The sequence below is a fragment of the Paenibacillus sp. UNC451MF genome, assembly GCF_000686845.1.
GTDB lineage: Bacteria > Bacillota > Bacilli > Paenibacillales > NBRC-103111 > Paenibacillus_S.
Window position 1 is genome coordinate 130,034 of record NZ_JMLS01000002.1, and the last position, 21,637, is coordinate 151,670.

At 48.1% G+C, this 21,637-nt stretch carries 23 protein-coding genes, 3 pseudogenes and 1 riboswitch; of the genes and pseudogenes, 7 read left to right on the plus strand and 19 right to left on the minus strand.

Annotation, left to right across the window (positions count from 1 at the left end):
• The first annotated feature begins 117 nt into the window (after positions 1–117).
• Entirely contained in the window at positions 118–1,293 is a 1,176-nt protein-coding gene (locus tag BP97_RS0103745; protein WP_028547901.1) for a THUMP domain-containing class I SAM-dependent RNA methyltransferase, read from the plus strand.
• On the opposite strand, the gene BP97_RS41660 is transcribed toward BP97_RS0103745, so the two are convergent.
• Together BP97_RS41660 and BP97_RS40095 are read right to left on the minus strand one after the other, a co-directional pair.
• Entirely contained in the window at positions 1,263–1,361 is a 99-nt protein-coding gene (locus BP97_RS41660) for a hypothetical protein (RefSeq protein ID WP_442952347.1), read from the minus strand. The two genes, BP97_RS0103745 and BP97_RS41660, sit on opposite strands and share 31 nt — an antisense overlap.
• A gap of 39 nt (positions 1,362–1,400) precedes the next feature.
• A complete protein-coding gene (locus BP97_RS40095) occupies positions 1,401–1,541 on the minus strand; it encodes a hypothetical protein (protein WP_156043136.1) in 141 nt (46 codons plus the stop codon).
• A 24-nt stretch (positions 1,542–1,565) separates the two neighbouring features.
• Between BP97_RS40095 and BP97_RS41665 the strand changes: the two are divergent.
• Positions 1,566–1,806 (plus strand): annotated as a pseudogene (locus BP97_RS41665) (response regulator); the annotation flags it as partial.
• Between the two features lie 89 nt (positions 1,807–1,895).
• Positions 1,896–2,099: pseudogene (locus tag BP97_RS41670) on the plus strand (response regulator transcription factor); the annotation flags it as partial.
• Between the two features lie 268 nt (positions 2,100–2,367).
• Here BP97_RS41670 and BP97_RS0103760 read toward each other — a convergent pair.
• Positions 2,368–3,651 carry an adenylosuccinate synthase gene (locus BP97_RS0103760; RefSeq protein WP_028547902.1) on the minus strand — a complete coding sequence of 428 codons (1,284 nt, stop codon included), beginning with the start codon at positions 3,649–3,651 and terminating at the stop codon, positions 2,368–2,370.
• Positions 3,652–3,765: 114 nt separating this feature from the next.
• Between BP97_RS0103760 and BP97_RS0103765 the strand changes: the two genes are divergently transcribed.
• Positions 3,766–4,656: a LysR family transcriptional regulator gene (locus BP97_RS0103765; RefSeq protein WP_028547903.1), complete on the plus strand. Its 891-nt coding sequence runs from the start codon at positions 3,766–3,768 to the stop codon at positions 4,654–4,656.
• Positions 4,657–4,773: 117 nt separating this feature from the next.
• Here the strand turns inward: BP97_RS0103765 and BP97_RS0103770 are convergent, their stop codons facing one another.
• The 6 genes from BP97_RS0103770 to thrC form a co-directional block, all read right to left on the minus strand.
• On the minus strand, positions 4,774–5,118 hold the full coding sequence (locus tag BP97_RS0103770) for a hypothetical protein (protein ID WP_231506206.1): 345 nt from the start codon (positions 5,116–5,118) through the stop codon (positions 4,774–4,776).
• A gap of 57 nt (positions 5,119–5,175) precedes the next feature.
• Positions 5,176–5,262: riboswitch (cyclic di-GMP riboswitch) on the minus strand.
• Positions 5,263–5,353: 91 nt separating this feature from the next.
• Positions 5,354–6,568 carry an MDR family MFS transporter gene (locus BP97_RS0103775; protein WP_028547905.1) on the minus strand — a complete coding sequence of 405 codons (1,215 nt, stop codon included), beginning with the start codon at positions 6,566–6,568 and terminating at the stop codon, positions 5,354–5,356.
• A gap of 146 nt (positions 6,569–6,714) precedes the next feature.
• On the minus strand, positions 6,715–8,202 hold the full coding sequence (locus BP97_RS0103780; RefSeq protein WP_028547906.1) for an esterase-like activity of phytase family protein: 1,488 nt from the start codon (positions 8,200–8,202) through the stop codon (positions 6,715–6,717).
• Between the two features lie 152 nt (positions 8,203–8,354).
• On the minus strand, positions 8,355–8,576 hold the full coding sequence (locus BP97_RS0103785; protein WP_028547907.1) for a YuzB family protein: 222 nt from the start codon (positions 8,574–8,576) through the stop codon (positions 8,355–8,357).
• A gap of 34 nt (positions 8,577–8,610) precedes the next feature.
• The gene (locus BP97_RS0103790) at positions 8,611–8,913 is read right to left on the minus strand and encodes a heme biosynthesis protein HemY (RefSeq protein ID WP_028547908.1); all 303 of its coding nucleotides are present in this window, start codon (positions 8,911–8,913) and stop codon (positions 8,611–8,613) included.
• Positions 8,914–8,991: 78 nt separating this feature from the next.
• Complete coding sequence (thrC, locus tag BP97_RS0103795) at positions 8,992–10,275, minus strand: threonine synthase (protein WP_028547909.1); 1,284 nt, start codon at positions 10,273–10,275, stop codon at positions 8,992–8,994.
• Positions 10,276–10,405: 130 nt separating this feature from the next.
• On the opposite strand from thrC, the gene BP97_RS0103800 reads away from it, so the two are divergent.
• A complete protein-coding gene (locus tag BP97_RS0103800) occupies positions 10,406–11,308 on the plus strand; it encodes a LysR family transcriptional regulator (protein ID WP_028547910.1) in 903 nt (300 codons plus the stop codon).
• Here BP97_RS0103800 and BP97_RS0103805 read toward each other — a convergent pair.
• The 10 genes and pseudogenes from BP97_RS0103805 to BP97_RS0103845 form a co-directional block, all read right to left on the minus strand.
• Positions 11,243–11,689: an amidohydrolase family protein gene (locus BP97_RS0103805; RefSeq protein WP_028547911.1), complete on the minus strand. Its 447-nt coding sequence runs from the start codon at positions 11,687–11,689 to the stop codon at positions 11,243–11,245. The two genes, BP97_RS0103800 and BP97_RS0103805, sit on opposite strands and share 66 nt — an antisense overlap.
• Positions 11,690–11,734: 45 nt before the next feature.
• Complete coding sequence (locus tag BP97_RS41675; protein WP_081823920.1) at positions 11,735–11,935, minus strand: ABC transporter substrate-binding protein; 201 nt, start codon at positions 11,933–11,935, stop codon at positions 11,735–11,737.
• 105 nt (positions 11,936–12,040) lie between these two features.
• Positions 12,041–12,511 (minus strand): (2Fe-2S)-binding protein, encoded by a 471-nt coding sequence (locus BP97_RS0103810; protein WP_028547912.1) that lies wholly within the window; start codon positions 12,509–12,511, stop codon positions 12,041–12,043.
• Positions 12,498–14,822 (minus strand): xanthine dehydrogenase subunit D, encoded by a 2,325-nt coding sequence (gene pucD / locus BP97_RS0103815; protein WP_442952348.1) that lies wholly within the window; start codon positions 14,820–14,822, stop codon positions 12,498–12,500. Before pucD ends, BP97_RS0103810 begins: the two co-directional genes overlap by 14 nt.
• Before the next feature lie 46 nt (positions 14,823–14,868).
• A complete protein-coding gene (locus BP97_RS0103820; protein ID WP_028547914.1) occupies positions 14,869–15,798 on the minus strand; it encodes an FAD binding domain-containing protein in 930 nt (309 codons plus the stop codon).
• 203 nt (positions 15,799–16,001) lie between these two features.
• Positions 16,002–16,625 carry a nucleotidyltransferase family protein gene (locus BP97_RS0103825; RefSeq protein WP_231506207.1) on the minus strand — a complete coding sequence of 208 codons (624 nt, stop codon included), beginning with the start codon at positions 16,623–16,625 and terminating at the stop codon, positions 16,002–16,004.
• Complete coding sequence (locus BP97_RS35170) at positions 16,543–17,610, minus strand: XdhC family protein (protein ID WP_051620345.1); 1,068 nt, start codon at positions 17,608–17,610, stop codon at positions 16,543–16,545. The genes BP97_RS0103825 and BP97_RS35170 overlap by 83 nt, the downstream gene beginning before the upstream one ends.
• Positions 17,611–17,651: 41 nt before the next feature.
• Positions 17,652–18,980: a 5'-deoxyadenosine deaminase gene (locus BP97_RS0103835; RefSeq protein WP_028547916.1), complete on the minus strand. Its 1,329-nt coding sequence runs from the start codon at positions 18,978–18,980 to the stop codon at positions 17,652–17,654.
• A 29-nt stretch (positions 18,981–19,009) separates the two neighbouring features.
• Positions 19,010–19,156 (minus strand): annotated as a pseudogene (locus BP97_RS40910) (helix-turn-helix domain-containing protein); the annotation flags it as partial.
• A gap of 12 nt (positions 19,157–19,168) precedes the next feature.
• Positions 19,169–19,621: a hypothetical protein gene (locus tag BP97_RS0103845; RefSeq protein ID WP_028547917.1), complete on the minus strand. Its 453-nt coding sequence runs from the start codon at positions 19,619–19,621 to the stop codon at positions 19,169–19,171.
• Between the two features lie 511 nt (positions 19,622–20,132).
• On the opposite strand from BP97_RS0103845, the gene BP97_RS0103850 reads away from it, so the two are divergent.
• Positions 20,133–20,501, plus strand: a complete 369-nt coding sequence (locus BP97_RS0103850; protein WP_028547918.1) for a winged helix-turn-helix transcriptional regulator — start codon at positions 20,133–20,135, stop codon at positions 20,499–20,501.
• Positions 20,502–20,525: 24 nt separating this feature from the next.
• Entirely contained in the window at positions 20,526–21,614 is a 1,089-nt protein-coding gene (gene ytvI / locus BP97_RS0103855; RefSeq protein ID WP_028547919.1) for a sporulation integral membrane protein YtvI, read from the plus strand.
• The last annotated feature ends 23 nt before the right edge of the window (positions 21,615–21,637 follow it).

Below are 21,637 nucleotides of genomic sequence, written 5' to 3' on the forward strand. Positions count from 1 at the left end.
TACTAGACTATTGTATGGCTTTTCCAAAAAGACTTCAACTGAAGATGAAGCGTCAATACAGACAAACACACTGCGTCTTCACTAGACGTTAGCTTAGATACGGAGTGAATAAATGATATGTCAGAGATTCATTTGATCGCCACGGCTCCTATGGGGCTGGAGGCCGTTGTTGCCCGGGAAGTCCGGGACCTTGGCTACGACCAGGTTACAGTAGAGAACGGGCGCGTCACCTTCGTCGGAGACGAGCTTGCTATTGCCCGCTGCAATCTGTGGCTGCGTACCGCAGACCGAGTTCTCGTCAAGATGGGGCAGTTCAAGGCCCTCACCTTTGACGAGCTGTTCGAGGGTACCAAGGCATTACCATGGCCGGATTGGATTCCGGAGAATGCAGAGTTCCCTGTGGAGGGACGCTCCCACAAATCCCAGCTGTCCAGCGTTCCCGCCTGTCAAGGCATTGTGAAAAAAGCAATTGTAGAGAGCATGAAGCAGAGCTACCAAACCGAGTGGTTCCGAGAGACTGGAGCGCGGTACGTCATCGAGGTAGCGCTGTTGAACGATATAGCTACGCTGACCCTCGACACGACCGGTGTCGGTCTGCATAAGCGCGGTTACCGTAAGCTTGTGACGGAAGCCCCGCTCAAGGAAACAATGGCTGCAGCTATGATTCTGCTGAGCCGCTGGCGGGCGGAACGTCCGCTGTACGACCCGTTCTGCGGGTCGGGTACGATTCCGATCGAGGCTGCGATGATCGGGTGGAATTTGGCGCCGGGACTGCGGCGATCCTTCGCCGCAGAGGCGTGGCCTATCGTGCCTGAAGCCTTATGGGCCGAGGCACGGGAGGAAGCCTACGATCTCGTGCGGGACGATGTTCCGCTGGAGATTGTAGGCTCAGACATCGATAGCGAAGCGATCGATGTTGCGCTTGCCGCCGCCAAGGCGGCAGGGCTGGCGAAGGAGCTGAGCCTGCAGGTGCTGCCGGTGGCAAAAGCACGGCCGCGCGGCGATTACGGCTGCATTATTACAAACCCGCCATATGGCGAAAGGCTCGGAGATACCAGTGATGTCGAGAAGGTGCTGCGGCAGTTAGGCGGGATCACTTCCCAACTACCTACCTGGTCGACCTTTATCCTTAATCCTAACAAGCAATTGGAGCGTTATATGGGTCGTCCTGCGGACAAAAAACGCAAGCTGTTTAACGGTAGGATCGAATGCAACCTTTATCAATACTTGGCTCAAGGCGGTCTTTACGGCTGGCGCAAGGATCAAGGTAAAGAACCGGATCCATCTAAATAAGCAACGCATTGTAAGAGCGTATCTCTTCTTCCTAACGAAAAGACCGAAAAGACCATTCTACCGTTCATTGAACGTGAGAATGGTCTTTTTTACTTAGAGGCAAAACACTATTTGCTCTGGATGGGTAAATCCGGGTCCATAATGCCTTGTCCAATAAGCGCTGTTATGGCATCAACCGCCCAGCTGTCTGTTTCGCCGATTAATTTGACCCCCAGCGCAGGTGGAGCCTGTTTTAAATTTTGAATCATAACAGCTGCAGCTTCTCTCGTGAGCTGCATCCTCAAGTAGTGCTGATGGATTTGAACATGCCTCACACGGATGGGATCGAAGCCACCTCCATCTTGAAACAAAAGTGGCATGACATTCGAGTCTTGGTCCTTACCACGTTCCAGGAAACATCCAAAGCCGTTGAAGTACTCAGATGCGGGGCTGAAGGCTACTTGTTGAAGTCCCTGGAGCCGCGTGAACTTGCAGAAACAATTCGCCTTGTGTATCGAGGAGGCACTTTGATTGATTCGAGCATCTCGAGTCAGTTGTTCGAGGAGCATACCATGGTTACGAATAAAGCTGCGTTCAAAGCGGAGCAGCAAGCGGATGTCCCCAATTACGGTTTGACTTCGAGGGAAATCGAAATATTACAGTGGCTGTCCAAAGGACTTCGTTACAAATTGATCGCTGCGAAGCTGTTTTTATCCGATGGTACAGTTCGAAATTATGCTTCGAATGCGTATCTGAAGCTTGGAGTCCGAACTAGAGAGGAAGCCGTTCAGAAGGCTTCCGAGGCTGGGCTGCTTAGTCCTAAGTAAAGGACAGCCTATTGTTGTCCTTTACTTAGGACTTTTGAGAAAGCTTAGAAATTTAGAAAGTCGCTAAGGTTGGAGGTGGGGTGTCCCCTGGAGGAGCGTTAGCGGCCGCCTTTGTTATCGGGAAAATACCCTGAAAATATAAATATCATTTCCCGATAACAACAGCGGATGGAAGGGGACACCCCACCGGAGTACCGCTTACTCTTCTAACTTAAATTTGCTTTCTCAACAGCAAGAAAGGACAGCACATCGGCTGTCCTTTCTTTTTTCATCCTTCATGCCGCTCAATGAAATGCTCCCGGCGAGGACCGTTCGAAATCGAACGAATCGGAACACCGATCTGCTTTTCAAGAAACCGCACATATTGTTTCGCTTCCTCAGGAAGCTGATCAAATTCTTTAATCCCTTTAATGTCGCATTTCCAGCCAGGCAGCCATTCATAAACGGGGACAGCCTGCTCGAGCCTACCTGTGGTTGGAAACTGATCTATCCGCTCCCCCTGGATCTCATATGCAGTACAAACAGGGATTCGCTCTAGATAACTCAATACATCGAGCAGCGAAAGCGCGACTTCTGTAGCACCTTGCACCATGCAGCCGTACCGGGTTGCAACCGCATCAAACCAACCTACGCGTCGCGGCCGGCCTGTCTTGGAACCGAACTCACCGCCATCGCCACCGCGTCTGCGAAGCTCCTCACCTTCCTCACCCATAAGCTCCGTAACGAATGGACCTGCGCCAACACAGCTGGAATAGGCTTTGGCTACAGCAATAATGCGGCGGATCGCGTAAGGGGGAACGCCCGCACCTACAGGGGCAAAGCCGGCTAAGGTCGACGACGAAGTGGAGTAAGGATAAATGCCGTGATCCGGATCGCGCAGTGCACCGAGCTGCCCCTCGATCAAAATAGACTTACCTTCGCGCAGCATTTGATGGAGCAATGATGTCGTGTCACATACAAACGGTCGAATAGACTCGCCTTCTTGAAGCAGCTGCTCCAAGATCTGTTCTACTACAAGCGCTTCCTTGTTGTACAGATGTTCCATTAAAATATTCTTCGATTCCAAAGCTTGAGTCAATCTGTCCAGCAGCTGTTTCCGATTGTATAAATCGGCTACCTGAATGCCTATTTTCAAATATTTATCCGCATAGAAAGGCGCAATGCCGGACTTCGTTGAACCGAATTGCCTGCTGCCGAGCCTCTCTTCCTCCAAAGCATCGAACAGCATATGGTAAGGCAGCACGACTTGGGCACGATCCGATATCCGAACCTGAGGAGCAGGAACATTGCCCGCAATCAGCTTCTCGTATTCTTGAACGAGCCCGTTCACATTTAGTGCCGCTCCCGGCCCTATTACATTGATGACCTTCTCATGGAAAACACCCGAGGGCAGCATATGCAGCACGAATTTGCCGTATTCGTTGATGATGGTATGCCCAGCATTGTTGCCTCCTTGAAACCGAACCACAACGTCCGCACTGGATGCCAGCAAATCCGTTACTTTCCCTTTCCCTTCATCTCCCCAATTCGCTCCTACGACCGCCGTTACCATTCCATTCAAATGTATCCGCTCCTTCAGTTCATTTACTTACAACGTCATTATAGGATGTGTTATGATATAAATAAAATGAATAATATGAATATCTAATATAAACGGAGATAATAGATGGATTATAACTTGGATGCATTCAAAGTATTTCTAGCCGTTGCAAAAGCAGGGAGCTTCTCCAGAGCGTCCGAAGCTCTTTTTATCACTCAGCCCGCAGTTAGCCATTCGATCAAGCAGTTGGAGGAACAGCTGGGCGGACCGTTATTTTTCCGAACCTCCCGGGGAGTCAAGCTGACCGTTGAGGGTGAAGTGCTGCTGCGCTACGTAGAGCAGGCTTTCCAGCTTCTTGCGGAGGGTGGCCGTAAGCTGACCGAAATGCATCAAATGCTGGGAGGGGTCGTTCATATCGGAGCTAACGATACTGTATGCAAACATGTATTAATGCCCTACCTCGAAACCTTCCACCGTAAATATCCTGAAGTTAAGATGCATGTTACAAACCGCACCTCTCAGGAAACTATCAAGCTGTTAAAGGAAGGGAAAATCGATTTCGGCGTCGTCAATCTCCCTGTACAGGATAATCAATTGAACATCCATACCTGGAAGCCGCTGCACGATATCTTTGTAGGCGGTGCGACCTATAAGGAACTGAAGGATAAACCCCTCACGCCTGCCGAGCTGGCACTTCTTCCACTCATCATGCTTGAGAGGGATAGCACCATCCGTCAATATACGGATCGATATTTCCTGAGTCAGCAAGTTCGTTTGACCCCTGAATTCGAGCTCGGCAGCATGGATTTGCTTATCCAGTTCGCCAAGACGGGACTCGGTATCTCCTGTGTGACCGAGCAATTCATAAGCGACGAGCTGAACACTGGAGAGCTGATTCCCTTAAGACTCGAGCCCCGTATTCCTCCACGACATATAGGTATAGTGACACTGAAGGATGTCCCACTATCGTTTGCCGCTAAAACGATGCTTGATATTTGTTTACAGGAATCGCAATAGCTGGTGAACACAAAAAAGCATGCTTCACTGCATTTTCGCAGCGGAGCATGCCTTTCATTGCCCTTAATACTAGCAAGTTTTATACTGAAAGAACCAAGTACAGGTTCCTTTTCTTACTTAAGCCAGCCGTCTTGCTTCCAGCCTACAGCTCAAATAATCATACAAGCTTAAAAATAAATCGTTCACAAAATCACACCGAAATGAAAACTTCACTTCTCCACGCCAATAGAAGGTTAACAGATGACTGTTTTTACCCATGACCATCTCCACATCCCAGCACGGATTATGAAGCTCGAACACTTCTTGATTAATGAACATCTTGGGACCCTCATTCGACAAATACACCCCGATCAAATTGCTTCCCAATTTCGTAAAAAAGCCTTGCTTTGTCATAAACTCCCGTTCTTCACCCGACATCCGATACGATCCTCCAACCCCCAAATATTTCGTACCAAAACACATCAAAAAGACTCCTCTTCGCCTAGGCAGGAGTCCGCTATATATGCGTAACACCGTTCCTTCGGCAGCTGGCTGGCAAGAACCTACCGATTCGTAGCCCCTATAGCTTTGCGTCACAAGCTTTCACCTGCTTTGCCCTTATCGAGTTCGAAATCTCTCAGTTCGTGTAACAAAATACGACAACACTAGCATATAAGATAGGCCCTAAGGAATACATACTCTTAATTTCCTATTTTCATTACTTTTCTACAGACTTTAGACCTAATTTATAAATAAATTCTCCTCTGCGGTAAAATAAGGTCCCGAACAGTGTAATAACAGCCATCGTCACGAATAAGCCAGGCCCTCCCCAATGGGTAAGAAGAATACCCCCGACCAACGGTCCTATAAAATGTCCCAAATTGTTAAACGATTGAGCTCCAAAATAGGTTCCTCTCATCCCTTCCGGAGCTAGACGATCCACTAGTACATTAGCCTGCGGATAATTTAATATTTCGCCCAGCGTGAAAAAGAACATGGAAACCATAAAGCTGATCCATCCAACTGAGAACGCAAAACCGATATCTCCCAAGGCAAACATGACATTACCAACCGCAATCGCTACCATGGGACCCCATCGTTCAAACATCCTCGACAGCGGGACTTGAAGCAACACGACTACAATGGCATTTAAACTCATCAGCATAGCGAATAAAGTGGCGCCGCCGACAACACTTTTTTCAATATATTGCGATAAGGTTACTGTCATTTGCGAATACCCAATGGCCCCCATTATAGCGCCGCCAATGTAATAACGGAACACTCTATCTCTTCTCACTATGTTCCAAGCTGACAAGAGGGTCACGCCGCTGCGTTTCTCGCCTTCGATCTTTGTAATGCCGAACCGGTGCAGCAGCACCAGCAGACCTATAGCGTATAGCAGGTAAATAAAGCCTGTGATCATAAATGGCAGCCAAGCTTCCATCGTACCGAAAAAAGCACCTAGCAGCGGCCCTACCGAAACACCAACATTAATGGCAATGTAGCGCAAGGAAAATACTTTCAAACGCTTCTCCTTTACGGTTACATCCGCCATTAAAGCCTGGGATACCGGTTCATATAAGGAACGGCAAAGTCCGTTAAGCATATTGAGCAGCATGAAAGCTACGGGCGACTTCACCATGGCAAAGCCTAAGAATACGAACACCCAACCAATCAGCGCGGCCAACATAATGGTTTTGCGTCCCAGCCTGTCCGACATAGCCCCGCCGACAAATCCTCCTATCGTGGAAGCTAGCGGACCGAGTCCGATAATCATGCCTATTAATACAGGACTAAGCTGAGAATCCTTTGATAAGTAGATTGCTAGAAATGGCATGCTCATAGAAGAGGCCGTACGGGCTAATACGGTTCCGAAAAGAAGTACATGAACAATGGGGTGATACTCACGGAAAAAGTTAAGTAAACGTTGCATGCAGCGCACACCTTTGCAGTCATTCTATCTTTTTCAACCAATGGTAAATAAAAGATTTACCCATTATACTTCAAAACCCCCTTTCTGTCTGTAGACAAAAAATAGAGAGCCTTCATCGTAATGAAAGCCCTCCAGGCAAAAGCGTATTATTTCAAATCTTCACTCACTTTTATCATATACATTTGACTCAGATTTTGATTCAGCTTCAATTTACCCTGGTCATCATAACCGTCGACACCAAAATCATTATCGTTAACAACGGCAATCGTATTTTTATCAACTACTGTTAAGCCTTCTAATTTTTCATGGAGATAGCCTAGCTTGGCTACATCGACAACCATTTCCTTCGGCACAGGAACAATACCTTTGTCCTTCAGCTGAGCTGCCGTCAGTTTTTCCAAATCATCGCTTGCTTCCGTGCCTAACAGATTGGTCGCCTTAGAGAAATCGACTTTGTAAATGCGTTTGAGCTGTGCTTCTTCTCCCGCATTTTTATCACGCTCGTCGACCAACAAGACATCAGCACTCAATGCAGCCAAATCGCTGATGACAACGTCTTTTTGTTTTACATTTTTAAAGCTGGATGCATTTTCTGCGACATATACATACTCACCGATTACTTTCTTAGTAGCAAGATCCATTTTTAGAATACGCAGATTGCGGGAGTCTTCACCCGTCTTTTTATCCGGTACTGCCATAGGACTTTGAATCGAAGTGTATAGATACTTCCCGTCTCGCGAGATCGTCACGCCCTCAAAGCCCCGATTGGCGATGCGGTTGTTGTACACAGCCGGCAATGTATCATAGATCTCGGTCTGGGCGCCTGCTGCTACTAGCTTTTCTTTTGCTCCTTGCGGCACATAGCGGCCAATCACCGTTCCGTCCCGCTTCACTTGCAGGATGGAAGGACGGTACTCATCGGATAACCAGAATGTATCGTCACTTGGGCTGTAAGCAATCCCCTCAAGATCCAAGCCGTCAGGATCGTAACCCAGCTTCTTCGTTCCGGAACCATCATACGGAACCTCATCGCTTCCTTCCAAATTCGGCATTCCGGTCAAATCAGCCGTTTTGGAATACAGATCTGTTTTGCCTGCCGGCAGATGCAGCTTGATCGTCTCAAGCACTTCTATGCTGCCATTCGCAGCTTTAATTTTGTATAGGCGAGGAACATAAGTATCGTTAGGAAACGTCCGCAGCTTGTCCTTTCCGAATTCACCGTTGGGGCCGCGGTCTGCCAAAGTATAGAAAACATCAGCAGGATCGTTAGGCATATGGAGAAGTCCGGAGAAGCCGCCTTCTTTAATTCCCGCCGTAAGCTCAGGTGGATTTTTCCATTCATGAATTGCCTCTACTTTAGGCTGTTCCTTCAATTGAATGGTCTGAGTCGCCTCATTCCACTCCACTTGCTTTCCAAGCGCTTCACTAAGCGCGCGCAGCGGTACGTATGTGCTTCCGTCGATGACGACAGGATCTTTATCCAGCTTTACTGCCTTGCCATTGGAAATAATATTAAACTTCACCGCTACCGCTTCCAACGCATTTTGTGCTGCGCCCGCGGCTTGTGTTCCCATTAAAGCGAATACAGCCAGCATCGCGATCATCCATTTTCTCTTTCTCAACCATTTTTTCATAAAACTCCTCCGTACGATTCAGCATCAACTCACTTTTCAAGTATAGAATCGATTTGTTTACGGAATATGAAAGCGAATTTAAGTTATTGTAAAGAAAAAAAGAAAGAACGCTTAGCACCGGCTAAACGCTCTTAGAATGAAACAGCGATATATTATTTCACGTATTTCTTGGCTTTCTCAATAGCCTCGTCTTCCGTAGCTCCTGTAACATAACGACCATTAATAAAAATGAATGCAAATCTGGAGCAAGGCCCGCAGTACGATTTGCACGCAACTTTTATATCCGCATCGGGTGCTAACTTCTGAAGCTTGGGTACAGCCGTTTTCATTTTCATATGCTTGCATTTATCGCAAACGCGAATATCGTTCGCCATGGGTAAACCAAATCCTTTCGTAACCGCAGACGGCTTAGTGGTCGCCGTGGTTGCCCTTGCTAGGATTGGTTACAGCAAAGCCTTCTTCCGGCGTATAGAAATAATCGATCCGCACGCCGTCCAACAGCGGCTGGCCTTTTTCCAAAATGACGTCGATATTTTTGTCCGTGCTTACTACTTCATCCTTGTCCGTTGGGGTATCCAGGCTCATACCATAGTGAGCATGGTCGCCATGGCTGTGCGTAATGTAAATGCGCAGCTTTAAATCTTTGTTTTCTTCTTTTTCCATTTCAGCCAAAAGCATTTTGGCAGCGTTACGCGAAATTTTGCAGTTCATCTGTATGACATCTCCTACTGATTGTTTTCTCCTTATTGTAAAGAAACCTGTCCGGGAAAGCAACCTGATTATGTCGTTTTATCGCGCCGCTTCGACGAATTGGCGAATCTTGGACCATTCAAGCTTGGAGTTCTGGAATACGCTGGCAAACGTTCCTTTCGTATCCGTATCAAGATGATATTCATGAATCGCATCTGTGTCTTTCAGCAAATGGCCCGTCAATATGCAAACCGCCGTTGATTCTTTATCTATGACACCTTGGCGTACCAGCTTACGAAGACCGGCAACCGATGCGGCAGACGCCGGCTCACACCCGATTCCGCCCCGATCCACCTGTGCCTTGGCATCCATAATTTCCGTATCCGTTACGGAAACCGTGACACTGCGGTTAGGCTTCATCGTATATTGCAGCGCTTTTTTCCAGCTGGGCGGATTGCCTATATTGAGCGCCGTAGCCCTTGTGGAAGGATTAGACTCCGGCTTCAGTATGTTATGGCCTGCCTCCATCATTGCATGGAACGGACTCGCCCCTTCCGCTTGTACTATGGCTACATTGGGCAGCTTATCGATGAAGCCTAGTTCATGCAAATCCTTGAGCCCTTTTCCTAAAGCCGTGGCATTGCTCAATGCTCCTCCGGGAACAACGATCCAATCCGGCAGCTGCCAACGAAGCTGATGGGCGATTTCATATATGATGCTTTTTTGCCCCTCGATCCGGAAAGGATTCATGGAATTGCACACATATAAGCCCATCGCCTCGCTGTATGACTCACTAAAACGAATGCCGTCATCATAAGTGCCTGGAAAAGAAAGCAAATGAGCACCATAGGCCAATGTCTGCAGTACTTTGTTCATCGAGATGCCATGCTCAGGAAGAAATACGAAGGAAGAACAGCCGGACAGCGCAGCGTACATAGCCAATGAAGAGGAAGTGTTCCCTGTCGAGGTACATGTAAATTTCGTATAGCCGAGATATCGTCCGTGGGATACCGCCACCGTCATGCCATTATCTTTGAAAGAACCACTCGGATTTTCACTTTGCGCTTTAAGCTTCAGCTCTCGTATCCCCGCATATGCAGCTACAGCCGAGGAAGCATATAATCCGGTGTTTCCCTCATACTTCGTAGCGATGTACTCTTCAGGCAGCAGCGGATGAATCAACTCCTTATAACGCCATACTCCGCTCGCATAAGGAGTCATACGTTCCGACAGCCGGCTGTCGAACTCTCTCTTTAAACGTTCGCTGTCGACAGCCCTAAAATCATGCAGGATATCCAGTAAGCCTCCGCATGAGCAAATATAAGGATTCCGAGCTTGCTCGACAGTCAGCTCGGCTCCGCAATCCGTACATTGAAACCGCATGGTAAGCACCGCCTTTAAAATTGAGTTTTATTTGCTTACCATTTACAATAAAGGAATCCAAATCATAAAACTAATATATGTATCTTATAAAAATATAAATAAAATTTATGCTTGAAGGGAGCTGCGGTATATGAATTTGCACGCCCTAAAGCTTTTTTACGAGACGGCGGCTCGAGGCGGTGTGACCAAAGCGGCGGAAGCTCTACACATAAGTCAACCTGCGGTAACCGCACAAATTCGCAATTTGGAGCAGGAGCTTGGATTAGTACTGCTAGCCTCCCAGGGACGCGGTGTTCAACTAACAGAGGCCGGGGAATTGCTGTACGGCTATGCAGTGAAGCTATTTGCCCTGGAGAAGGAAATGGACGTTCGGCTGAATGATTATCGCAGCGGGCAGCTTGGCAAGCTAAGAATCGCCGCAACCTACCTTCCGGCCAACTATGTACTACCGGTCATTATGGCTGCCTACAAGCAGCAATATGAGCATGTAGATCTCATATTGACGACCGCTAACTCCCAATCGGTGTATCATAAGCTGCTCCATTATGAAGCCGAGCTTGCCTTCATCGGCGGGAGCAAAGAGGCGCCGATCGGCATCGTACGCGAGGAGTTGATGGAGGACGAGCTCTGGTTCATCGTTCCTTCCGGTCATAAGCTGGCTAACGCCAACGTTGAATTGAAGGACATGATGAAAGAGCCGTTTATTCTGAGAGAGGAAGGAAGCTCGACCCGCGATAAGCTGTTTGCCTTGTGTAAGCTGCATAACGTCGAGCCTCCAAAAGTAGGCTTGCAGTTTAACGGCCTTGGGGAAACGATACGTGCCGTCATTTCCGGATATGGCGCTATCTTCGTCTCCGCTATCGAAGTAAGCGAACATGTTCGACAGGGCACAGTAGCGAGAGCCCATGTCCAAGAGGTGCAGCTGACCAATCCGATTGCGCTGTACAGCAGAGCCGGCGAGGAGCTCTCACCGGCTGCCCGAACCTTTGCTTCCTTTATGAAGCAAAGAATGCCGTTCCTCTTGAAACCATAACGATTCCGTCAGAACCGTACGCGCCGGAATTGTCTCTGCGATGACCTGCCCGTGGCTGATGACATAGCGGCAAGCAGCCTGCCTACAAAGCAGCTCAGCCGTATCGACAGCCGGCAGCAGAACGAAGCTTGCCTGATTGCCTACTTCCAGACCGTAGCTGTCCTCGATCTGCAAAGTCTTCGCTCCCCGGATCGTAACCATGCGCAGCACCTCTTCCAGCTCCTCGCGCCCTGTCATGTGGGATCTTTCCCAGCTATGCTCACAATGCGGTATCGCTCCGACACCGTCTGCACCTAGCCTTAGCGCCTCCTCCAGGCGCTCCTCATTATCCGGGCAAGCACAAATACCATCCTGCGGAAAAACAATGACCTGCAGGTTCATTAGGGCCTCACCCGTATAGGCCAGCTCTTTTATTTTATTACCAGGCTATTTTTTTCTCTTCAGAAAATCCCAATACGGCTGCCCTTGCTGGATATATACCGTGCGACCAAAGACATCTGCAAACGTTTTGATCGCTTCTTCTTTACGGAACATTAGCGCTTGTGGACTGATTTGAAACGTGGTGGCAACCGATACGATCGGTATCCCCTGTTTGCGTGCTAATAAAATCTGATCTGCATGAGCAATTCAGCTTCTTGTGATACTCTCTGTTGAGCACAGGATTAGCATAAGTATTGCTGTAAACATTGGGCTATACTCCTATTAAACAACTTCACAGTGGCCCCCCCACTTTCATTGTCCTAATTTTTCAACAGCTCTAATGATGGACCCATATCCGGTACAACGGCAAAGATTCCCGGATAATCCTTCTTCCACCTCCTGCCGGGTAGGGCACGGGTTGTTATTTAACAAGCCTTTGACTGACATGATCATCCCTGACGTACAATAACCGCATTGAAAAGCTCCCTCTTCAAGAAACACTCGCTGCACCGGATCAGATTCCGGCCCCTCCAAACCTTCGACGGTCATAATATTTTGATCCATGCATTGGTAAGCCATAACTAGACAGCTGTTAACCGTCCTGCCATTCATCAACACCATACAAGCGCCGCACCGTCCCATTTCACAGGACACCTTAGTTCCGGTAAGCAGAAGATCGTCTCTAAGAATTTCAACAAGCCTTCGAGTAAACGGCACCCCTTGCAATACCACCTCACTGCCATTCAGAACACATCTCCAGCTCATCAACTCATCCTTCCTCATAACAACCGCCCCCTTTCCCCAGATCTACCGTCTCAATCAATTGCTCCGGAGTAATAGGCAGTCTGGTTACCCATCGATTCGTCGCATCTCGAACAGCTGCCGCAATAGCAGGAGCTACAGCCACCGTTCCAATCTCCCCGATACCACGGGGACCATACGGATCTCCTTCCGGAAGCTCTTCAATAGCTTCCAAGCTGAACTTGGCCGGAGTATCAGGTAAAGTTGGAACAAGATATGCATCCAAATTTCGGGTAACATAATGGCCGGAAACCATAAGAGCGTCCTCCATTAACGTGAAGCCGAGCGCCATGCTGCTCCCGCCCTCAATTTGACCCAAAAAGCCCATAGGGTTAATGACCGGACCGGCAGCAACAGCATGAAATTGATCCAATACCCTCACTCTTCCAGTCAACGTATCAACCTCCACCTCTACCGCTACGCCTGTGTACGTATAAAGAAAGTGACCTCCTACCACTGCATCTGGCGTCGTCGGGAAATGAATCTGACTGGCTACACGTATCGGTTCTTGGGCCTCATCCGCCAAATGTTTGTAGGTAACGAGAGGAACGGATTTATTTCCTTCTTCCTTCGCTGCCTGAAGCTCTGAGCGCATCCATATGCCTCGCGGACCCGTCTCCATTTCTTCCGCAGCCACCCCTGTTTGACGAGCTGCTTCCTTCAGCAGCTTATCTACAAACGGCTGTCTCATCCGCTGAAGCGCCTGCCACAGCATCGTCGTTGCTCTGGAAGCGGTACTCGAGCCGCTGTGCGGAGCGCGATCCGTATCGCCAATGATCATCTCCACATCTTCTTTGTCGCAACCAAAATGATCCAACAGCATGATCTGCAATGTTGAGAGCAGCCCCTGACCGAATTCCTCGTAGCCGAAAGCCGCTTCAATCTTACCGCTTCGATTCAAACATAGCTTCCCTCCTCCGAAGTCAGGAAGCCCGAAGCCAAGTCCAGAGCCATGCATTGCTACAGATGCGCCAATTCCCCGATGTATCCACGGAAGCTGGCCTTCTCTGCTCCCGCAAGAGGCTTTTCTGAGCCAAACATCACTTTGATTGATCGAATTCCATACCTGCCGCGCCCCTTCTGTAGCAACGATACGCTGCCCCATTGGCCCCGGATCATCCTTCTCCCGAAGATTCATGCTGCGAAACTCCCACGGGTCCATACCTAGCTTCGCCGCAAGCCGATCTATCTGCCCCTCCAGTGCAAAGATAACCTGATTGCCCCCAAAACCACGGAATTCACCGGAAACTCCGTTATTCGTATAAACCGATACCCCTTCAACATCAACATGAATCATCCGGTAAGGCCCCATTGCATGCTCAGTAGCAAAGTTTAGTACGGCCGGGCCAAGCGTAGCGTACGCACCGGTATCAGCAATGATCCGTACTTGGTGAGCCACAAGACGTCCTTCCGCGTTAGCGCCCGTACGCATCGTAATTTTCATTGGATGCCGTTTCAAGCCTGAGCGAACCGACTCCCAACGATTCTGATGAATTTTCACAGGACGACCGCTTTTCAAAGCAAGGAGCGCTCCGAAGGGCTGTATGTTCAGCTCATCCTTTCCACCGAACGATCCTCCAATCGGACTCGAAACGATCCGAATATCCTCTTCCGGCATCGCCAATATCCGCGAAAGCTGCATCCTATCCTTGTAGCCGTGCTGCGTGGGCGCATATACCGTCAACCGCCCATCAGCCTCAGGAACAAACAAGCCCCCCTCCGTCTCCATATAAGCGTGCATTTGACGCGGAGTATAATAGGTCTCCTCCACCACAAAAGCACATTCCCGGAATGCCGCCTCCGCATCGCCTCGTTTATAATTCGTGCGGTGCAGCACATTCCCCGAAGGGTGAAGCTTCAAAGCTTCAGGCTTCATGGCTTCCTCAGGATCCTCCAGAACCGGGAGCTGAACATACGTAACTTCAATAAGCTCCAGAGCCTTCTCGGCAATATCCAAGCTATCCGCCGCTACCGCTGCCACTGCATCCCCGACATACCGGACTCTGTCCTCGCATAGTACAGGCTGATCTGGAATGGCAATTCCAAACCGGTTCATTCCAGGCACATCCTTGCAGGTAATGACCGCCCGAACGCCTGGCAGTTTCTCTGCTATATCCGTCCGAATGGATAATATCCAAGCATGAGCATGCTCACTTCGAAGCACCTTCCCGTGCAGCATTCCATCCATGTGCCGATCCGTCAAATAAGACAAAGCTCCGGTCACTTTTTCCGGACCATCAGGACGGATATGCCAACGAGTGCCCGCCGTTTCTTTAGTCAACAGCATCGTCATTCCCCCTTCGGTTTACCAGCCTATCCTTAACCTTACTTCATAGAAATCATGTGTCGCTGGCTTCTCGAAGCCTAAACATTTTCCAAAGCTCCGATATAATCAAATTGGAGGCTGCCTTTTGGCGATACTCTGCCGAGGCAAAGGCATCCTTGAACCCGTTCCATTCGGAATTCAAACTAATTAAAGCCTGTCGCATGAGCGGAGGCGTTAACCGCCTTCCTTCCAATAAAGCCTCTGTCTCTATTAACCTCTTCGCAGTACTCGCCCCGCCACCTACCGCCAATCTAACCTTCTGCAATATCCCTTCCTCATCCACCTTCATACAACCCGCAACCGTGACAAGAGAGGGAACGAACGCTTCTCTGCGACCTACTTTATGATAAAAAGCTTTCCTATCTTCAAAAATGTTGTCCCCCCCGTCAACAGACGCCTCCATCATGATTCCAGAAAGAATAGCGTGTTCGGAAGCCGAGGCGGGATTTTCATCGGAAGATAACCAATCTTCCAAGCGAACCACTATCCAACCTTTCCCGTGAAACCATACCAATTCAGCATTTTGTACAAGCAGTGCAGGGATAGCGTCACCGATTCTCGAAGCTATATTGCCACCGATTGTCCCAAGGTTACGTATAGACGGTGCTGCAATATGCCGGCAAGCTTCACGCAGCAGCACATTGCCCGAATGGTGCCGACACTCTTCGAGATTCGTCAACGCACCTACATGCAGCATAGAGCCGATATCCACTCCTGCCTCACTCTGGCAGCGAATACCCTTCAGCTCCGAAATAGCCTCCAGACTGATTAAATGGGCAGGCATTGGAGTAACATCCGCTTCCCATTGCGTTCGAAGCAGTGTTCCACCTGAGACATAACAACTGTCCGCTCCAAGCTTACTGCGTAGCTCCCACGCTTCAACTATACTTGTCGGCCGCCACACTCGAGGGACCGCAAACCTATCGTAAGAACCCACCGCCATAGCCGAATCCCTCCTTTTCAATAAGCAGACTATTTGTTCAAAAACGTTGTTCCCTTCTATACGAAACTCCTAAAGAACCTTCCTCCTGCCGCCAACGCTTTTTTCCGTGCAACCGTATCGACTCCCCAATTGCGTTTTGCGTCATTTTAAACAACACATATCTGACATAAAATAAGTAAAAAAAATTTAGCACCTTCTTGCCTTCACCCTTTAAGATAATAAAATCGGACTCGCTCCAATTCCTCAGGCGTGTCCGCATCCAAAAACCGATAATGTTCATCCTCTTCAATAACCATCCCACTGTAATGAGGGAGAAAAAATAGCGCTCTCGCCCCCTCATCACCCTCCAGTTGACCGACAGCCTCAAACATAGATCTGGCAATCAGCACCGGCGGCCTCGGAGCCCCCATGCAGCCTACAGCACAATAATCCAATTGTGGTCGCTTCATGAAGGATTGAATCAATCCATCAATCATACTGGCAGTGATAAACGGCTGATCGGCTAACATAACAACAACAGCTTCCGGAACCTCCTGCTCACACGCCTTTTGCAATCCGCTTCGCAACGAATGCGCCATCCCTTTGTCTGCATCCAAACAATGTATACTCCGCAACCGCCTTCCTTCCACTTTCTTCAATGTTGTCGGTAGCCATTCCACTCCTTCTTCCCGCCTCGTTACAATAACAATGTGATCTAACGAAGACTGAAGAGCCCGCTCAAGAGCAATCCCTCCCAATCTCCTGTTAGGCTCGAGCTCTATCGAAAGCTTGGAGCACCCCATTCGTTTGCTTTGGCCCGCTGCCAAATATATCCCCGCTATTTTCAACAACAACACTCTCCCTTCCGTTAAATTCCTTCATACCCATTCTCCGCACTTGAATCAATTCCGCCGCAATACTAACCGCTATCTCTTCAGCACCATCCGCACCAATGGGCACTCCTACCGGAAAGCGAAACCATGGCGGTGGCACCTCCCCTTCCAGCAGTCTCTCCGTCCTGACTTTCGACCCCATAATACCTGCATATCTTACTTGGCGAGAAAGAAGAAGCCTCACTAACTCCTGGTCTTTAGGAAAGGAGTGACTCATAACAACGACGAAATCCCCATAACTTAAACCCGACCGCTGCAGCACCTCCTTCGGACTGCCAATCAACAATTCCGCCTGATCGAAACGTTCACTTGTACACAACCCTTCACGCCAATCCGCAACCTTTACACAAAATCCACTCTGCGCAGTAACTCTGGCCACAGGTATCGCATCATCCGACGCACCGAACAGAAGCAGGCGAGGCCTCGGTGCATAAATACATTCCAAGACACGGCGCCCCCCAACGTCGAACACTCGCGCCGAATCCCTGACTGACTCTTCATTCGCCTCCTTCATTCTATAAGAAACAACCTCAGCACCATCAGAACCTAACCTTCGTATAAAACAGACTGTTTCACCACTATCCAGCCGTTTATTCAGTTCAACCAATTCCGCCAACAAACACCCTTGCACAGGCTCCAGCAGCACTCGAATTTTACCTCCGCAGCCGACGGCATCCCCCCAGGAATAATCGTCAGCCGGACGCATATCATACTCTACCCACTGAGGTAAACCGGATTTCAATATATCCTCCACTCGTTCATTCAAATCAGCCTCTAGACACCCTGGACTTATTCCACCCCTCCGCCCCGCATCCCCCATAAGAAGCATCGTCGCGCCAGCCTTTCGATAAGCATGCCCCTCCACTTCCACAACCGTTGCCAGAACCGCCCCCGTTGTCTCCGTGCGAAAATATACCGCAAGCAAGCTATGCATATCCATGGAACCGCCCCCTTTCCACTACACCGTCGCACTCATGCCACCTACATCCGTTTTAACAGCCTACTTACCGCCCGATCCGATTCCCGAAGCACAATTTCCTTATCGACTGTCAAATGTCGTTTCCCCTCCAAAACGATTTTACCGTCAATGAGAACCGTGTCCACATCTCCTCGAGTTGCAGAATAAACCACTCTCGAATATGGGTCGACGTCCCAAGAAGGGAATGCATGAAAATCATTGAGATCAAGCATAATTAAATCCGCTTTCTTCCCCGGCTCTATACTGCCGATTTCCCCTTCCATCCCAAGCACCTCCGCCCCTCCCATGGTCGCCATCCTTAGCACCGTTTTGGCATCCATTATCGTCGGCCCGTGTTGTACCTTCTGCATCAAGGCAGTCAAACGCATTTCCTGAAACATATCTAAATTATTGTTGCACGGCGCACCATCCGCACCAATACCAACATGGATATCTCTGAGCAAAAGATCCGGCACCTCGGCCACACCAGAAGCAAGCTTCAGATTCGATCCAGGACAATGCGTAACCTTAACTCCCTTATTCTTAATAATCCGTTTTTCCTCATCGTCCAGCCATATGCAGTGCGCCAAAATCAAGCTTGGATTAGCCAATCCAATATGGTCGAGATAAACGACGTTCCGCATCCCCCGCTCCTGCTCAACCAATTCGATTTCGCCCCGGTTTTCCGATGCATGAGTATGAACCTTCACCCCGTACTTGGCGGATAAATCCCGCACTTCCGTCAGCAGCCGTTCCGTACAAGAAACGACGAAACGAGGACAAAATGCGTATCGAAGCCTTCCATTATCAAACCCATCCCATTTCTCCAGCAGCTCCACACTTTGTCGGAGTGACCTTTCCGTGTCTTCCAGCAAAGCAGCAGGAACCCCCGCGCCATGATCCATCATAACCTTGCCTGATACCGCTCGGAGTCCACTCTCTGCCAGCGCCCTGAATGCCGCGTCTGCGTAATTGACCGTCTCCATATCCAGAATCGTCGTCGTTCCACTGCGAACCAGCTCTCCAATTCCAAGCAGCGCTGAATAGTAGACAGATTCCTCGTCATGCGCAGCCTCCAGAGGCCAAATCCTGTTACGCAGCCAATCCATTAATTCCATGTCATCCGCTCTACCGCGAAACAACGTCTGACACAAGTGAACGTGGGTCTGTATAAATCCCGGCAGCAGCACCTTGCCCTTCCCCAAAATAATGCGATCCGCCTGTTTTTCTAAAGCTCCCAAATCAGCTGCAACATGAACTATACGATCATTTTCAATCCAGACATCCCCAATAAACAGATCATCCGTTGAATTCATCGTTATGATTTGTGCTTGTTTGATTAATAGTCTCATTACAACCTCTCCTCCTAAAGCCAGGGAAGCTAACCGCTTTTCAGCATTTGCCTGAATACGAACATCAGCTTCAACCTGAGTAAATCGTTCACATTTTTAAAATCAACCTCCAATATTCCCCCTATCTTTTCCAATCTATATGCAGCCGTGTTACGGTGAATAAATAATTGTTTAGCTGTTTCATTAACCTACCCATCATTCTCAATGAACGCCTCCAGTGTACGCAGCATTTCCCGAGAATATTCGGGATCTTTATTCAATAAAGCATCCAACACTTCCACGCAATAGGTCCGCATTTTCCCCTGAGGCAGCTTCTGAAACAAATAAGACAGCTCCACTATCTCAAATTGCACAATGGCATCCTTCAATCCCAAGCGTTCTGCCAATCCATATGAGCCTACACATTCGTTATATGCCTCTAGCAGCGAATCCGGCCGTTTTTTCTTGTTACTCACACACAACCGTGTCACTTTCCCTTCCTGTAAGCCACCAATAACCCCCTGCAAGCATTTAGTCAAAATATCCGGAGCATCCATGACATTCACAGATTTAATGACCCTTGAAGTACCGGACTTTCCAGCAATCACCCCGGCCTCCGACAAAGGATAAATCAAGAGCGCTTGTTCCACGGTCAAATGCACAGCCATCCCCACCTTCAATTGACATCATTAGTTTCAATCGAACAAAACAAGAGGATCATGTGTCTTCACGTTATTTTAATGTAATTTTATATAACATTATATAGATCGAATTATTGATTTTCAATATTTGTGTTATATAATATTACACAAAATACATTGTGATACCTCCGTTTCAATAAAACCAACCTTTTTCCCCAACACAGAAAAGACCCCTACCGGACTTGCCGATAAAGGTCATACTCGGGTAAATCAATAACATTTCATATACGGAAGCCTGACTTCAAGCTCACTTAAATATTTGTTAGTAGATGCTCCTCTGGGTATCAGTCCCGGGAAACGGGAATTATTTGTGCAAACGTATTTCCACGCTCGAGACTCGGCAGGCCTGGCTTGCTATTTTTTTCTTTCTTCTTTACTATTAATATAGTAGCGAATCTTTGATTACATTATTACACGATAGTTATTTACTTACCTTAATGTAATCAACTATAAAGGGAGAGGATGGTTTTCCATGTCCATGTCAGAAGCTGAGAACAACCAAACGGTCATTCAGAAAAACAACTATGTCCCGAAACAACCTACCCATATTGAATGCTCTATTGAAAAAACGTTGGATGCAATCGGGGGGAAATGGTCCTTTCTCGTTCTCCGGGAATTATTTGGCGGAACCAAGCGATTCGGAGAGCTTCAAAAGAAAATAAAAGCCATCAGTCCCAAATCATTAACCGAAACGCTGCGCCATTTGGAAGAACAAGGGGTTCTGGAGCGCACTGCCTACCCTACTGTTCCTGTCACCGTAGAATATACCTTAACACCCAAAGGGCAGGATCTTCATCAAATCTTGAAAGAAATGAAGCTCTGGGCCGCTAAATGGTCCTAACATCCCCCGCTGACGAGGTGTAGAATGATAGCGTTTTATAGAAAATATTGGAAAACTGTTTTCGATATTGCTTTACTGCTGATCACAGTCTATTTGTTTATGCTGCTTTTCAGCTACTTGTACCGAATTGCAACTCCTATCTTCCTCGCCTTTATCATCTTTTTAATTATCGAGCCGCTAGCCCGTTTTCTACATAGGAAAGGGTTGAGCAAGAGCATTGCCTCAGCTATATCAACCGTCGTGTTCATCCTTGTTATTTTAGGGGCACTGACCGGGGTCGGAGTTATATTTACAAGTCAAATTTTAAGTTTGAAAGATAAGCTGCCGGAATATTCGGCCATACTGCAGCATCAGCTCATTCTTAAAACCGAATTGCTGCAGAGTCGAATCGAATCGATGCCCTCCTTGCCTGATGATATCGTTCAGAAAATAACGGAATATTCCACTCAGATTACGCAAAAATTGACCTTATTGGTCGGGCAATTTCTAACCGGAACTTTCACCATGCTGACAAGCTTTTCTACGTTTGTCGTTAATTTCGTTATCGCTATTATATTGGCTTATTTCTTAAGTATTGAGATTGAATCGTGGAAAAGAATAGCGAAGAAAAAAACACCCAAAACGTTTAAGTCGGCCTTTACGTTTCTAAGGGAAAATGTTTTAAAAGGCATTATTGGTTATATCAAAGCACAATCTAAATTGATCAGTTTGACGTTCATCGTTATTTTTGTTGCATTGCTTATACTTGGAGTGAAAAACTCATTCTCTATCGCTTTGCTTGCGGCTATATTCGATGTACTCCCTCTACTCGGCGTATCGACACTGTTCATACCATGGATCATCTACTTGTTTGTCGTTGGACAAACGGTGCTTGCTATATGGTTAACTGCGCTGCTAGGGGTTGTCATACTGGTGCGTCAAATTATGGAGCCGAAGATTACGGGGGATTCCCTCGGAGTTTCTGCTTTCACTATGCTGTCTTTTATGATTATTTCACTCTCTCTGTTCGGGGTTGCCGGATTGCTGCTGTCCCCTGTTCTGATCATTACTATTAAGGCATTGTATGAGCAAGGATACCTGCAGAGATGGATTCGTTGGCCGGAAGGCGAATAAGCCATACAACAGCTGCTGACTAG

What these genes read in the sequence shown, in the direction of transcription:
- BP97_RS0103745 (WP_028547901.1), top strand. Translation starts at nt 118, where the DNA reads ATGTCAGAGATTCATTTGATCGCCACGGCTCCTATGGGGCTGGAGGCC.
- BP97_RS41660 (WP_442952347.1), bottom strand. Translation starts at nt 1,361, where the DNA reads ATGAACGGTAGAATGGTCTTTTCGGTCTTTTCGTTAGGAAGAAGAGAT.
- BP97_RS40095 (WP_156043136.1), bottom strand. Translation starts at nt 1,541, where the DNA reads ATGATTCAAAATTTAAAACAGGCTCCACCTGCGCTGGGGGTCAAATTA.
- BP97_RS0103760 (WP_028547902.1), bottom strand. Translation starts at nt 3,651, where the DNA reads ATGGTAACGGCGGTCGTAGGAGCGAATTGGGGAGATGAAGGGAAAGGG.
- BP97_RS0103765 (WP_028547903.1), top strand. Translation starts at nt 3,766, where the DNA reads ATGGATTATAACTTGGATGCATTCAAAGTATTTCTAGCCGTTGCAAAA.
- BP97_RS0103770 (WP_231506206.1), bottom strand. Translation starts at nt 5,118, where the DNA reads ATGTGTTTTGGTACGAAATATTTGGGGGTTGGAGGATCGTATCGGATG.
- BP97_RS0103775 (WP_028547905.1), bottom strand. Translation starts at nt 6,568, where the DNA reads ATGCAACGTTTACTTAACTTTTTCCGTGAGTATCACCCCATTGTTCAT.
- BP97_RS0103780 (WP_028547906.1), bottom strand. Translation starts at nt 8,202, where the DNA reads ATGAAAAAATGGTTGAGAAAGAGAAAATGGATGATCGCGATGCTGGCT.
- BP97_RS0103785 (WP_028547907.1), bottom strand. Translation starts at nt 8,576, where the DNA reads ATGGCGAACGATATTCGCGTTTGCGATAAATGCAAGCATATGAAAATG.
- BP97_RS0103790 (WP_028547908.1), bottom strand. Translation starts at nt 8,913, where the DNA reads ATGAACTGCAAAATTTCGCGTAACGCTGCCAAAATGCTTTTGGCTGAA.
- thrC (WP_028547909.1), bottom strand. Translation starts at nt 10,275, where the DNA reads ATGCGGTTTCAATGTACGGATTGCGGAGCCGAGCTGACTGTCGAGCAA.
- BP97_RS0103800 (WP_028547910.1), top strand. Translation starts at nt 10,406, where the DNA reads ATGAATTTGCACGCCCTAAAGCTTTTTTACGAGACGGCGGCTCGAGGC.
- BP97_RS0103805 (WP_028547911.1), bottom strand. Translation starts at nt 11,689, where the DNA reads ATGAACCTGCAGGTCATTGTTTTTCCGCAGGATGGTATTTGTGCTTGC.
- BP97_RS0103810 (WP_028547912.1), bottom strand. Translation starts at nt 12,511, where the DNA reads ATGAGGAAGGATGAGTTGATGAGCTGGAGATGTGTTCTGAATGGCAGT.
- pucD (WP_442952348.1), bottom strand. Translation starts at nt 14,822, where the DNA reads ATGACGATGCTGTTGACTAAAGAAACGGCGGGCACTCGTTGGCATATC.
- BP97_RS0103820 (WP_028547914.1), bottom strand. Translation starts at nt 15,798, where the DNA reads ATGGCGGTGGGTTCTTACGATAGGTTTGCGGTCCCTCGAGTGTGGCGG.
- BP97_RS35170 (WP_051620345.1), bottom strand. Translation starts at nt 17,610, where the DNA reads ATGGATATGCATAGCTTGCTTGCGGTATATTTTCGCACGGAGACAACG.
- BP97_RS0103835 (WP_028547916.1), bottom strand. Translation starts at nt 18,980, where the DNA reads ATGAGACTATTAATCAAACAAGCACAAATCATAACGATGAATTCAACG.
- BP97_RS0103850 (WP_028547918.1), top strand. Translation starts at nt 20,133, where the DNA reads ATGTCCATGTCAGAAGCTGAGAACAACCAAACGGTCATTCAGAAAAAC.
- ytvI (WP_028547919.1), top strand. Translation starts at nt 20,526, where the DNA reads ATGATAGCGTTTTATAGAAAATATTGGAAAACTGTTTTCGATATTGCT.